Source organism: Micromonospora sonneratiae (assembly GCF_042679305.1).
In the GTDB taxonomy this organism is placed as follows: Bacteria; Actinomycetota; Actinomycetes; order Mycobacteriales; family Micromonosporaceae; genus Micromonospora_H; species Micromonospora_H sonneratiae.
Genome location: NZ_JBHTMP010000014.1, coordinates 1 through 12,737, shown reverse-complemented (window position 1 = coordinate 12,737; position 12,737 = coordinate 1). Strand labels below are relative to the sequence as shown.

Below are 12,737 nucleotides of genomic sequence, written 5' to 3'. Positions count from 1 at the left end.
CTCGACACCGGTACCGGGGGTGTGCCGGTGGTGGGTGGGCGGATCCCTAGCCTGGCCGGCATGACCCAGAACGAGGTTGGCGCAGGGCTGGCACTCGACGGCGTTGCCGGCGTACGGAACTTTCGGGATGCGGGTGGTGTCGGGTCTCTGCGCCACGGCGTGCTGTACCGATCCGGTGCCCTGCATGAGCTGCTGCCGGAGGGGGCGCAGTCGCTGCGACGCCTGGGTGTGCGTACGGTCGTGGACCTGCGCAGTGTTCCGGAAGCGGCCGACCGGCCGGACATCCGCCCCGGCGAGGGTGTCGAGCACGTACACGCCCCGGTGTTCATCGAGCAACGATGGCCGAACGACCAGGATGAGCTGTATCCGCTCATGGCCGAGTACGCCGGTCGGTCGGTGGTCGTGGTCGCCCGCCGTCTTCTTGCCACCGACGGTGCGCCGGTGCTGGTCCACTGCGCCTCGGGCAAGGACCGCACCGGGGTCGTCGTCGCCGTCCTCCAGTCGCTGCTGGGCGGCTCCGAGGCCGAGATCACCGCTGACTTCCTCCGCTCGAACACGGAGTTGGGGCTGACCGCTTCGGTGGCGGCATCGGCGACGGCCCACGGCACCCGCCCGGTCGCCGCCGGGCATCTCCTGGGTGCCATTGGGTGGATCCGCAGCCACCACGGCTCCATCTCCGCCTATCTCCTGGCCCACGGGGCGACGGAGTCCGAGCTGGCCGCGTTGCGAGCCCTGCTGTCCTGACCGCTCAGCCCGATGGGAGAGTGGCCATCCGGTAGGCGGGCGGTGCCGACCGACCGGCGCGTACGGCGCGTCACCCGACAACGTGAGCGCCCGTGTCCGGAGTACTAGCTGGTCGGGGCACGAGAGGGAAGGTTCCCACCCGGCGGGTTGTCCTTCCGACCGGCCCGGCTGTCGATCAACGCGGCGACGAATGCCGCCAGTACGAAGCCGATGGCGACCAGCAGCGCGTCACGGAAGGCGCGAGACCACCCGTTCCCGGTGGCGTTCAGCGAGGCGAAGAAGACCGCCCCTACTCCGGCGATACCGGCGGCAGAGCCGATACGCTGCCCGGTCTGCAACATCCCGGCCGCGCTGCCGCCCTGGGCGACCGGCACCTCGGAAAGGGCCAGCGCCTGGTTCGGGGTGATGACCAGCCCGCTGCCCAGGCCGGCCAGGAGCAGCGGACCGGCGAGCGCCAGCGGAGCACCACGCCCGGGAACGAAGTGCAGGGTGATCACGGTGGCCACGAGCCCGGCGATGACCATGGCCAGGCCGGTGGCGACCAGCGGTCGGCCGAACCGGTCGACGATCCGGCCGCCGATGGCGGAGGATGCCGCGGAGCCGAGCGCGAACGGGGTGATCGCCAGGCCGGCCAGGAGTGCGCTGTAGCCCAGGCCGTTCTGTAGATAGAGGGTGAAGATGAAGAAGATGGCGGTGAACCCGGCAAAGTAGAGCAGGGCGATGAGTGAGCCGAGGCTGTAGGACCGTCGGCGGAACAGTGCCAGATCGAACAGCGGTTCGCGGTGTCGGCTGTATCGTCGTTCCCAGAACAGGAAGCCGGCCAACACCACCAACCCGGCGGGGACCAGCAACCAGGCCAGCGGACTGCGCCACTGCTGACCCTGTACCAGCGGAAGCAGCAGGAGCACGACACCGGTGCCGAGCAGGACCACACCGATTGGATCGAGGCTCTGTCGCCGCGGTCGTCCGTGTGGCATGGCCGGGATGAGCCGCCAGGCGAAGAAGATGGCGGCGATCCCTACCGGGACGTTGACGTAGAAGACCCAGCGCCACCCCTCCTGGGTGCCCTCGAGGTGGATCAGGGTGCCACCCAGCAGCGGCCCGATCGCCGTGGAGATGCCGATCGTGGCACCGAGGAGGCCGAACGGACGACCTCGCTCAGGCCCGTGGAAGAGTTGCTGGATCAGGCCGACCACCTGCGGGTTCACCACTCCGGCGGCGGCACCCTGGAGCAACCGGGCGATGATCAGCCAGGTGGGGGAGCGGGCCAGTCCGGCAGCGGCGCTGGTCAGGGTGAACAGGGCGAGCCCGACGACGAAGACCGTACGCCGTCCCCGGGCGTCGCCGAAGCGTCCGGCGGGTACCAGCATCAGGCCGAAGGTCAGCGCGTAGCCGGACAACACCCACTGCAACTCGGCGGGGCTCGCCCGCAGCGCCGCTTCCATCGACGGTACGGCGACGTTGACGATGCTCACGTCGAGCAGGGTCATGAAGGCAGCGACCAGCCCGACCGCCAGCGCCTGCCATCGCCGCCGGGCGGCCTTCGGATCCGTCGAGCCGTTCTGCGGCTCCCGCCCGGCTATGCGGGCTGCCTAGCACACCAGCGCGGGCCGAAGTCCAAGCCGGCCAGCGGTGAGTCTTCACGATGCACGAGGTTCTTCAGACCGAGTTCGTGCAGTGGGGTGACAAGTTCGTCCTCCGGCAGGCCCGCCTCCTGGGCGATCGCGGCCGGGTAGGGCACCTGCCCACGTGCCTCCAGCGTGGTGACCGCGACGTACACCCGCTGCTCGATCTCGGAAAGCTGGATCTGTTGCATGACAACCTCCTAGTACCGACAACGCTGTCGGACACACTGCGACGCGGCGGCGGTTACCCACTGTTACGGAGATGATGCCGTAGGTCGTGTCCCAAAACGAGTGGTCGTCGGTTGTCAGCGTGCTCTCACTGATCAACTATGGGAGTGGTCGCTTAGGCTGCTCCCGTGACTGAATGGGACGTCGCTGTAGTTGGAGGCGGGCCAGCCGGGTTGTCGGCCGCGTATGCCGCAGCCGGGGCCGGAGCCCGCACCCTCGTACTGGAGAAGGCCGAACACCCGCGTTACAAGACGTGCGGGGGCGGTCTGATCGGTACATCCCTGGCAGCGGTGGACGGCCGGATCGACGTGCCGGTCCACGACCGGGTCGACCAGGTGACGTTCACCCGGGACGGCCGACGTGAGTTCACCCGGCGGCACCGTTCCGCGCCACTGCTGGCCATGGTGCGTAGGCCCGAGTTCGATGATCGGCTGCGGCAGGCAGCCGTACGGGCCGGGGCCGAGATCCGACAGCGGACCGCGGTGCGCGCCATCGACCAGGACGCCGACGGCGTACGCATCCGGCTGGCCGACGGCACCCACGTGACGGCCCGGGTCGCGGTCGGTGCCGACGGTTCCTCCGGTGTCACCGCCCGCCAGGCGGGCGTGGAGTACGACCAGGTGGACCTCGGCCTGGAGGTCGAACTGCCGGTCCCGGAGCCGGTCCAGGCCCGGTGGCGGGGGCGGTTGTTGATCGACTGGGGGCCGATCCCGGGGTCGTACGCCTGGGTGTTCCCCAAGGGGGACCAGCTCACCGTGGGCGTCATCGCCGGCCGGGGGGAGGGCGAACGGACCCGGCGCTACCTGCGGGACTTCGTCGAGCGGCTCGGCCTCGCGGAACTCACACCCACGCACGACTCGGGGCACCTCACCCGCTGCCGCAGTGACGACTCACCGCTGCGGCAGGGGCGGATCCTGGTCGCCGGGGACGCTGCCGGCCTGCTCGAACCCTGGACCCGGGAGGGCATCAGCTACGCGCTACGGTCCGGCGCGCTGGCCGGGGCGGCGGCGGCCAGTGGCGATCTCGACGGCTACGTGCAGGCCGTGCAGGCGCAACTGGTCCCGGAGATGCGGGCCGGTCGGCAACTGCTGGCGGCCTTCTCCCGACGTCCCGAGGTCTTCCACACCCTGCTGGCCACCCCGCCCGGATGGCGGATGTTCGCGAAGTTCTGCGCCGGAGAGGCGTCGTTCGAGCGGGCCCTGGCCCGACGGCCGGTCCAGGCGGCGCTGGCCATGCTGAGCTGACGGCGGATCAGGGCACCAGTACCGCCCGGCCGTGGATCTCACCGCGACGCAGCTTGTCGTACGCCTCGACGACATCCGTCAGCGGGAAGGTCTGCACCTCGGCCTGGATGAGGCCCCGCTGGGCCAGCGCGATGACCTCCTTGAGTTCGGCCCGGGTGCCCCAGAACGGGATCCGCACGCTGACCTCCAGCGGAACCGGGACGACCCCCGCACCCGGTTGCATGGTCAGCGTGCCCCCACCCAGGCCGACCAGCATCAGGTGGCCCCCTGCGGAGATCACCGAGCGGCTGATCTCCAACGTCGGGTCCACCCCGACGAAGTCCAGCACGACATCCGCCCCGCCCGGCCTCGGGCCGACGAGCCTACGGATCTCGTCGACCGCGTTCTGATCGGCGCGTACGGTGTGGTGGGCGCCGGTCCGGGTGGCCAACGCCAACGCTTCGTCGCTGGTGTCGACGGCGATGATGGTGACCGCGGTGGTGGCGGCGAGGATCTGCACCGCCATGTGGCCGAGTCCACCGATGCCGATGACGACGCAGCAGGTGCCGGGGCGCAGCGCCGGTCGAGTGAGTTCGATGGCGTGGTACGGCGTCAGGCCGGCGTCGGTGAGCGGCGCGGCCTGGGTCACCTCCAGGTCTCCGATCTTCAGCAGCCGGGATGCGGGTACCACGACGTAGTCGGCGAGTCCGCCGTCCCGGCTGAGGCCGACCCCACCGACCGGCACGGTCCGACACTGGTTCTCCAGGCCCCGGAGACAGGCTCGGCAGTGGCCGCAGCCGATGATGCCGTAGACGGCGGCCGGCTCGCCGGGTGCCCAGCCGGTGACCCCCGGGCCGAGCTTCTCGACCCGGCCGGCGATCTCGTGGCCGAGCGTCGTCGGGATCGGGAACCCACCGGCGGGAGCGTCGAGGATGTGCAGGTCGGAGTGGCAGGCGCCGACAGCTCCGACGGCCAGCAGCACCTCACCAGGGCCCGCCGTGGGGACCGGGATGTCGACCAGTTCCAGCATTCCAGGTGCGGTCAGGCGGGCTGCGCGCATCGGATCCTCCAACGCAGGTTCGTCCGTGGTAACCGCCGCGCGGTGTCCGGGACGCCGTTTGGCCTCGGATGTCGGGCGGCGCGAAGAACCCCTATTACCCGTGACGACCCTGATGATGCCGTTGTGCCGCCGCCGAGTCGCCGGTACGTCGCCGACGGACGGCATACGCGTTCCCGTACGGCATACGGGTCCCCCTACCGTCGAACTCGCCGGCTCCCGGTGTGGGGGCGCCTCGGGGGACGGGGCAGCCGTCGCCGCTGCGGTCAGATCCGCAGGTGCGCCGGCATGCCGGTGCCGCGAAGGGCGGAGGGCAGGTGGCCGACGTCGTTGTAGCTGAGCAGGGAGCTGGGACGGTCGCTGCGGTAGGCGATGACGGTCAACCCGCAGTTGTAGTGGTTGAGGCCGATCCAGCGCCAGTCGGGCGCGTCGAGACAGTGCCGGACCAACCAGCCGATCAGGAAGTTGTGGGTGACGACCAGCTCGCGCTCGTCGGTCTCCGGGGCGGCGGTGAAACGGTCGATGGCCGCTGCGGCCAGTTCGGCACCCCGGGCGAGCTCGGCCACGGGCAGGGTGTCGAACCAGTCGGCATACGCCGGATGCAGTACACCTGGTTGGGGTATCGCCGGAACGTAGTCGCCGACAAGTTCCGATTCGTGGACCGGTACGCCGGGAAGCTCCCCGGCCAGCAACTGTGCGGTCTGCGCGGCCCGTCGTACCGGGCTGTGGTGGATGGCCGTGAACGGCACGTCGCGCAGCCGTCCACCCAGGCACCTGGCCTGCTGCCGGCCGATCTCGGAGAGCCCGGCATCGACCGACTCGGTGTGCGCGTCCTCCGATTCTCCGTGCCGTACGAGATAGAGCAGTCGTTGCGCCATCTGACGATCCTAGGTGTGGCCCGAGTGTTGTGTCCGTTGCGGGAAAACTGTCAGCCGGGCATTCGTGGTCGATGATTGCTGTAGGACGAACAGTTGGACGGGGAGGTCGTCATGAACGGAGAGCGCCGGGAGCGATTCTCGGACGAGGAACTCGCATTCCTGCGCTACGCCAGGTTCGGTGAGTTGCCCGGCCGGGTGCGTCCGGAGGACCGGTTGGAGCTGACCGAGACCGACGCCGCACGCGACCGGCCCGAACCGGCCGGCAACGACGACGAGTGGATACTGCGACTCGGTGCCGGTGGCTGACACCGCGAGACCGGCAGGTGGCCCCGACCGCCGGGCAGGCGGTCGGGGTGGGGTTAGCTACACCCCCGATTGTGGTGCTGGCCATAGCGCGCATCCCGGGTCCGACCGGCAGTATCGAACAGGTACTGCACGCAGGTCCGTCGATCCTGTCGCCGGCCCTCGATTGTTGGTCCGGGAGTCGTCGTGGTGTTCGGACGGGGGACGACGACTCCCGGGTTGACCTCCCAGGGGCCGGATCCGCACGCTCGTAGGGGCCGGATCCGAGCGGATGCAGGGTCGGATCCGCAGATGTGACCCGTCGGGTCACCAGTGCCCGGGACGGGTGAGGTCGGCCGACAGCCTGGTGGTCGAGTCTCCTCGCGCCGAGTTCAGTTGCGACTGGGTGAGGAAGAAGCTGCCGGTGAGGTCTGCACCGCTCAGATCGGCGTTGCGGAGGTCCGCGCCGATGAGATCCGCCGTCCGAAGATCGGCGTTCTTCAGGTCTGCCGCGATGAGGTACGCCCCACGTAGGTTGGCACCCCGTAGGTTTGCGCCGGTGAGCCTGGCCCCGACGAGGTCGGCTCCCCGGTGGTTCTTCTTCCGGCCGGGCACCGTGGCCCGAACCAGGTCGCTGGTCTGCACCAGCAGCCCGTTGACGCCGTGACGCACCCCGACCATGTCCAGCTCCGCCAGCTTCTCGGGACTGCTACGCGTGAGCCGCTCGGTTTCGTCGAGTGCTCGGCGAAGGTCCCGGTGGATCGGGCGCGCGGGTGGCAACGTCAGTGCCTCGGTCAGATACCAGAGCAGTTCGTGGAGCTGCCGCATGATCGGAAACACGTCGAACATCTGCCTGGCGGCGTCCGGTGTCTGCCGCCAGTCCTGTCCGCCGAAGGTGACCTGGGAGATCTTCTGCCCGGCTCCCATACAGTCGAACACGGTGCAGCCGGGGAAGCCCTTCTCCCGTAGTTGTGCGTGGATGCCGCATCGGAAGTCGGTCTGGAGGTTCCTGCACGGTTTCCCGGCGTCCTTGTCGATCGCGAAGTCGACCGATGCGGCGAAGGGCAGGGCCACACAGCACAGTCCGAAGCAGTTGGCGCAGTCAGCTCGCAGATCGAGGTGGCGCTCGTTGCGGACCGGAACCTCGCGCTCGGAGGTCGGAACCTCCCGCCTGTGGGCCGGAACCTCCCGCCTGCGGGCCGGAACTTCGCGTCTGCGGGACGGGACTTCGCGCTTGCGGGACAACGTGGGTGATCTCCTGGAAGTGGCGGAGCACTGCGGCAACCGTGCTCGGGGATGAGGCCCATTGTGTCCGACAGCTGACGTCGGACGATCCTGGGGTCTTCCGGGCCGGCGACACTCACGACGGAAACCGGCCGGTATATCGCTGCTTTGGGCTGAGAAATGCCGCTTTGGCAGGGTATGCCGGTTGTTCTGCGGCTGCTGATCACCATGCGGTGATCCAGCCACCGTCGGGCGCTCGGCGGATCGGCCGGCGACAGCAGCGCCGGCCGATCCCATTCCGTACCGGTCAGATCATGCCGCCGCATGCCGACACCGAGCTGCGGCACGGGTGCTAGAAGACGGGTACGCCTTCGCGGACCAGCCGCCAGTTGGGCTGATAGAAGTCGGCCGGGTCGATGACCCCCTTGGCCTGTGCCCAGTCGATGAGCAGCTGGCGGATCTCCTTCTGCTCGTTGTAGATCTGGGGCTTCACGATGCCGGGGAAGTTACCGCCGCCGCTGCGTCGGTAGTTGTTCACCGCGACCACGAACTGGTCGCCGTCAGCGACCGGGTTGCCCGTACCCGGGTGGGTCAGCCTCGTGATGCGTTGGCCGTCCGGGCGGCTGATGTCGATCTCGTAGTCCAGGCCGGAGAAGGTGTCGTAGTTGTAGTCCGGCACGCTCGGGTCGTTGATCGATGCCGGGTCGACCGGGGCACCCGGACCGAACGTCCGGAAGTACTTCGCGGAGTGCTCCAGGTACGCCCGCACCTCGGCGCCGCTGAGGACGACCGCCTCCAGGGTGTTGTCGTAGACGTAGAGGCCGGCCACGTCCCGGATCTTCACGTCGCCGGCCGGGAACACCGCCGTACGGCTGAACGGCGCGGCGATCGACAGCACCGGGAGAGCCGCGTACGAGGTACCGGCCAGGGCAGCGGTGACCGTGTCGGTCTGCACCTGGTTGATGTAGTCCAGGATCGGGGTGTCCCTGTAGCGTGACTCCGCCGCCGACAGTTCGACCGCCGAGGTGGCGACGACCTGGTTGACGTAGGCGATCGTCTTGGCGTGCTGTGCCCGTACGGCAGCCAGCACCTTGGGGTCCTCGACCACCGTGTTGGTGTTCAGCATCGTGGCCCGCTTGTCGGTGATCCGCCAGCGTCCGCGCTCCCGGCTGAGCGTGAAGTCCATCCGGCTCAGCCGCTGGCCCCACTTCGACGGCTCGGTCAGCAGCACCCGTTCACCGGTCGTCTCGTTGACGACGAACTTCTCCACCACCTCGTTGTGGGCGTGCCCGAAGAGGATGGCGTCGATGCCGGGCACCTGCTGCGCGATGAGCGCCGTCGGGTTCTCGTTCGGCAGTTCCGGGCCGTAGCTGGACCTGCCGCTGTCCCCACCGTGTGCCGAGATCAGCACGATGTCGGCACCTCGGGCCCGCATGATCGGTACCCATTTCGCGGCGGTCGCCACCATGTCCTCGAAGCGCAGCCTGCCTTCGACGATGCCCTTGTCCCAGATGGCCACGCCGGGGTTGGTCAGGCCGAGGATGCCGACCCGCAGCGTCGGTGCGGCGAAGCCGAGGGAGACCTTCTTGATGACGTACGGCTGGAAGGCGGGCCTGCCGGTGCGCTCGTTGACCGCGTTGGCGGCGAGTGCGGGGAAGCCGAGCTGACGGATCCACAGGTCCAGTAGCGGGAGTCCGTAGTTGAACTCGTGGTTTCCGAGGGTGATCGCATCGTAGTGGAGAATGTTCATCGCCCGGGCCATCGGATGCTTCTCACCGGTCGCGGTGATCGGCTCCTGTTTGGCGTAGTACGTCGCCAGGGGAGTGCCCTGGATGGTGTCCCCGGCGTCGAGCACCAGGGTCGCCCTGCCCCGCCGCTCGGCCCGGATCCGGTTGACCAGAGCGGCCAGCTTCGCCACACCGACGTCGTTGTGTGCGCTGTCGTCGTACTCGGCGTCCCGGTAGTAGTCCCAGTTGTACACGTTGCCGTGGGTGTCGGACGTACCCAGGATGGTGAGGTCGTACGTCTTTGGCTTCGCCGGTCTTGCGGCTTGGGCCGGAGCGGCGGTGACCAGCGGTGCCGCCACAGTGGCGGCTGCGGCGGCGGTCAGCAGTTGGCGCCGCGACCGGCCGGAACGAGAGGTCATTGCGAGCCTTCCATGAAGGGTCGGAATGCGCCTGGTGGGCGCCGCACGCACGATAGCGTCCGGTGCCCGTGACCAGCGGAGCCGATCATGACATGCGTCGCTGCGTCCGCACCATCCTGCGGCGACGTGACCTGCGTACGAACCACACGGCCAGGATCAGTGCACCGGCGACCACCGGAGCCGCCCACTGCAACGTGAGCTTGATGTACATCCGGTACTCCGGCCCGATTCCGCCCGGCGGCAGCCTCCCGGGATGGGTACGGCCACCGGTGATCGCCCGGTCGGCGACGTCGATGCCCTGCACCACGGCTTCACCACCGGTGAGCAGTACCCGTGGCTCGCCGACCGGGCTGAGCGCGGTGAGGTCGGTCTGGCGGGCTACCGCCGCCATGATGTCGTCGTAGGTGCCGAGGCCGACGGCCTTCCTACCCGGCCAGGGGTGGTAACGCGCCACCACCGCCGCGCCGTCGGGGGTCCAGCTCAACAGTCGGAGTGCGACCAGCCCGTTCTGCTCCGGCAGGCGCGGCCCGTCGCGCTCGGCACCGGTGGCCGGGTCGACCACCTGTAGCCGCCATCGCGACGGATATTCGTCCCCGTCGCAGCAACGGCGTTGGGTGACCAGGGTCAGGCCACTGCCGTCCAGTGTCCACGCGCCCTTGCCCGCGATCCGGGTGTCGGCGGGAACGGTGAATTCACTGCGAACCTCACCGGCCAACGTCGTGACCACGATCCGGTTTCCGCTCTGATACGCCAGGGTGCGCCCATCGGGAGCGAAGGCGACCGTCCAGCCGTTGACCTGGGTGTCCGCCTCCAGTTCCGCGATGCTGGCGAAGCGTCCGGAGCTCAATTCGACCAGCCCCAGGAGCGCTCGGGTCTGCCGATACACCTCCCCGCCGTCAGGTTGGTCCACATATCTGCCGTCGTGCTGGATGACCGCCAGGACGTTGTCCTGTGGGGACCAGGCGGCCGGATTGACCACCGAGATGCCGTCGAGCTTCGGCAGCGCCGACTCACGTCCCGTGGGCAGGTCCACGATCTGGTTGGGCAACGCCAGCCGGGTGCCGTCCGACGAGATCACCGCATCCCTTCCGGCTTCGCTACCCCAGCCGGTTGATATCACGCGGTATTCGTCGGTGTCGGCCTCGACCACCGCCACCGAGCCCGTGCTTACCGGTTCGTACCACCACGCCTCGGAGGTGAAGATGAGCGGAGCGGCGGCTATCGGCCGGCGTTGCACGGACCAACTGCCCCACTGCGGCTTGCCCAGCCGGTTGGGCAACGACAGTGACACTGGTGGCGCACTGACCGGCCCTGCCATGTCGAGCGCACTGTACGAGGCGGGAATCTGGGGCATGAGGACGATTCCGAGTACGAGTGCCAGGACCGTCACGATCGCGGCCCGCGTTCTGTGTCGGCGCTGCTGGCGAGTTCTGGAGAGCAGACCCTCATAGGAGACGTACGCCGGCACGTCGGTCACGGTCTCCTGCATCGCGTCCATCAGCCTGCGGGTCATCTGCCCACCTTCTCGACAACGGGTGCGAAGTCCACCAGGTGTGGTGCGACCTGACGCAGGCGGGCGAGCCCTTCGTGTGCGTACCGTTTGACCGCCCCGACACTGCAGTTGAGCACCGCCGCCGCGTCGGCTTCGGTGAGGTCCTCGTAGTACCGCAGCACCAGCACCGCCCGCTGTCTCGGTGAGAGTGCAGTCAGCGCCCGATCGAGGCTGATCCGTAGCGTCGAGGCCAGGTACGGGTCGGTCGTCGCCAGTTCGGGAACGCGGGCGGTCAGCAGTTCCGGGACTCGACGCCGACGTCGCCGCGAGAGATACAGGTGATAGATGATTCGCCGGACGTACGCCTCGGGGCCGGTGTCACCCATCTTCTTCCAGTGTCGGAGCACCCGCATCATTGCCGACTGGACCAGGTCTTCCGCCAGACCGTGATCCCCGGTCAACAGGTAGGCGGCCCGGGAGAGTGCCTGGCCTCGAGCTGCTATGAACTCTCGAAGACCCGGGTACTGCTCGTCCGCCATCTGGCACCTCCGCCCGTTCATACGCCGACGCGATGGTCGAGGGTTGGGTGTGTCCGGCAGAGACCTGGGTCACATCCGAGTCGATCGGCCGGTGGGATGTATGCCTGGTCGGCTGAGTGGCGGATCAGGATCACGCCCTTAGCCTTCCCCGCGTGACCGTGAATGATCAACGTATTGCCTTGGTGACCGGCGCCAGTTCCGGAATCGGGCTGGCCGCCGCCGAGGGACTTGCCCGGCGTGGCTGGACCCTCGCCATCGTTGGCCGGGACGAAGCCCGCCTCACCGCCGCGACCGAGCGTGTCCGCGCCGTAGCCACGGCACCGGTGGACGCCTACCGGTGCGATTTCGGTGTCCTCGATGACGTCCGAAGTCTCGCGGAGAAGATCCGGGGCACCTACCCGCGTCTCGACGTGCTGGCCAACAACGCCGGTGGAACAGTGAAGGCGCATCGGCTCTCGGTGGACGGCCACGAGATGACGGTGCAGACCAATCTGCTCGCCCCGTTCCTGTTGAGCCACGAACTGCGCGGACTGCTCGCCGGTGGGCGCATCATCAACACCGCGTCGAACGGCTACCCGCAGGGCAGGCTGGACCCGGACAATCTGTCGGGAGTGGGCAAACCCTATCGGCCCTTGTTCGCCTACTGCACCGCCAAGCAGGCCATCATGCTGTTCTCCGTGGCGGCGGCCCAGCAGTGGCCGGAGATCATGTCCACGTCGTTTCATCCCGGCACCGTGCGGACGCGTTTCGGAAACGAGCACACGAGTTTCGCATTCGCGTTCAGATATCTGCCCGGACTTCGTACCCCCGGGCTTCGGGAGTCGGGCTGAGATCTGGTCGTGTTTGGGTGGTTTCCGAGGCATGATCGACTGGCTGTTCGGCCGCTCTCGGCGGAATGTTGGCGGGGGTGGGGGCGTTGTATATCGCGTACGGCTGAGTAGCGTGGCCTCTTCGGCTGGCCCGGTGGTGATGATCTTCGGGTGGCTGGAATGTTGGCGGCCGGCTGGTCGTTACATCTTGTCTACGCCCGCACCCCTGGTCCGGGGGTTGCGTGTGGCGTTCCTTTTCTTTCCCCCCTTTCTTCTGGTGAGCGGCGCGCGCTGATGTGTGCGGGTTGCTTCCGCGTCTCTCCTTTCCCCCTGTGGGAGGCGTTCTATCCCCCCTGTATTGGAGCTTTGTCATGAACACGATTCTTCGTAAGGGTGTGCTTGCTGCTGCTGGTCTGGCTTTCACCGGTGGTGTGTTCGCGGGTCCGGCCCTGGCCGACCAGGCGGTGACGTCGCTGGAGGCTAAGCCGGT

General features: G+C 68.4%; 12 protein-coding genes. 4 read left to right on the top strand and 8 right to left on the bottom strand.

Features of this window, described 5'->3' with window-relative positions; genetic code table 11:
- Positions 1-60: 60 nt before the first annotated feature.
- A complete protein-coding gene (locus tag ACFQ4H_RS11525) occupies positions 61-744 on the top strand; it encodes a tyrosine-protein phosphatase (protein ID WP_377569960.1) in 684 nt (227 codons plus the stop codon).
- A 104-nt stretch (positions 745-848) separates the two neighbouring features.
- Here the strand turns inward: ACFQ4H_RS11525 and ACFQ4H_RS11520 are convergent, their stop codons facing one another.
- Together ACFQ4H_RS11520 and ACFQ4H_RS11515 are read right to left on the bottom strand one after the other, a co-directional pair.
- Entirely contained in the window at positions 849-2,327 is a 1,479-nt protein-coding gene (locus ACFQ4H_RS11520) for an MFS transporter (protein ID WP_377570152.1), read from the bottom strand.
- Positions 2,324-2,560: a hypothetical protein gene (locus ACFQ4H_RS11515; RefSeq protein ID WP_377569958.1), complete on the bottom strand. Its 237-nt coding sequence runs from the start codon at positions 2,558-2,560 to the stop codon at positions 2,324-2,326. The genes ACFQ4H_RS11520 and ACFQ4H_RS11515 overlap by 4 nt, the downstream gene beginning before the upstream one ends.
- Before the next feature lie 165 nt (positions 2,561-2,725).
- On the opposite strand from ACFQ4H_RS11515, the gene ACFQ4H_RS11510 reads away from it, so the two are divergent.
- Positions 2,726-3,841, top strand: a complete 1,116-nt coding sequence (locus ACFQ4H_RS11510) for a geranylgeranyl reductase family protein (protein ID WP_377569957.1) — start codon at positions 2,726-2,728, stop codon at positions 3,839-3,841.
- 7 nt (positions 3,842-3,848) lie between these two features.
- Here ACFQ4H_RS11510 and ACFQ4H_RS11505 read toward each other — a convergent pair whose 3' ends face one another.
- Both ACFQ4H_RS11505 and ACFQ4H_RS11500 read right to left on the bottom strand, forming a co-directional pair.
- Positions 3,849-4,880 carry an NAD(P)-dependent alcohol dehydrogenase gene (locus ACFQ4H_RS11505; RefSeq protein WP_377569956.1) on the bottom strand — a complete coding sequence of 344 codons (1,032 nt, stop codon included), beginning with the start codon at positions 4,878-4,880 and terminating at the stop codon, positions 3,849-3,851.
- A gap of 263 nt (positions 4,881-5,143) precedes the next feature.
- Positions 5,144-5,755 (bottom strand): histidine phosphatase family protein, encoded by a 612-nt coding sequence (locus tag ACFQ4H_RS11500; protein ID WP_377569954.1) that lies wholly within the window; start codon positions 5,753-5,755, stop codon positions 5,144-5,146.
- A gap of 111 nt (positions 5,756-5,866) precedes the next feature.
- On the opposite strand from ACFQ4H_RS11500, the gene ACFQ4H_RS11495 reads away from it, so the two are divergent.
- Positions 5,867-6,061 carry a hypothetical protein gene (locus ACFQ4H_RS11495; RefSeq protein ID WP_377569953.1) on the top strand — a complete coding sequence of 65 codons (195 nt, stop codon included), beginning with the start codon at positions 5,867-5,869 and terminating at the stop codon, positions 6,059-6,061.
- 303 nt (positions 6,062-6,364) lie between these two features.
- Here ACFQ4H_RS11495 and ACFQ4H_RS11490 read toward each other — a convergent pair whose 3' ends face one another.
- The 4 genes from ACFQ4H_RS11490 to ACFQ4H_RS11475 form a co-directional block, all read right to left on the bottom strand.
- Positions 6,365-7,111 carry a pentapeptide repeat-containing protein gene (locus ACFQ4H_RS11490; RefSeq protein WP_377569951.1) on the bottom strand — a complete coding sequence of 249 codons (747 nt, stop codon included), beginning with the start codon at positions 7,109-7,111 and terminating at the stop codon, positions 6,365-6,367.
- A gap of 502 nt (positions 7,112-7,613) precedes the next feature.
- Positions 7,614-9,407, bottom strand: coding sequence for a bifunctional metallophosphatase/5'-nucleotidase (locus tag ACFQ4H_RS11485; protein ID WP_377569949.1), 1,794 nt, complete (start codon positions 9,405-9,407; stop codon positions 7,614-7,616).
- A gap of 85 nt (positions 9,408-9,492) precedes the next feature.
- Positions 9,493-10,920 carry a TolB-like translocation protein gene (locus ACFQ4H_RS11480; RefSeq protein ID WP_377569947.1) on the bottom strand — a complete coding sequence of 476 codons (1,428 nt, stop codon included), beginning with the start codon at positions 10,918-10,920 and terminating at the stop codon, positions 9,493-9,495.
- Complete coding sequence (locus tag ACFQ4H_RS11475) at positions 10,917-11,438, bottom strand: SigE family RNA polymerase sigma factor (RefSeq protein WP_377569945.1); 522 nt, start codon at positions 11,436-11,438, stop codon at positions 10,917-10,919. Before ACFQ4H_RS11475 ends, ACFQ4H_RS11480 begins: the two co-directional genes overlap by 4 nt.
- 116 nt (positions 11,439-11,554) lie before the next feature.
- Here ACFQ4H_RS11475 and ACFQ4H_RS11470 point away from each other — a divergent pair, with 116 nt between their 5' ends.
- Positions 11,555-12,268: an SDR family NAD(P)-dependent oxidoreductase gene (locus tag ACFQ4H_RS11470; RefSeq protein ID WP_377569944.1), complete on the top strand. Its 714-nt coding sequence runs from the start codon at positions 11,555-11,557 to the stop codon at positions 12,266-12,268.
- Positions 12,269-12,737 lie beyond the last annotated feature (469 nt).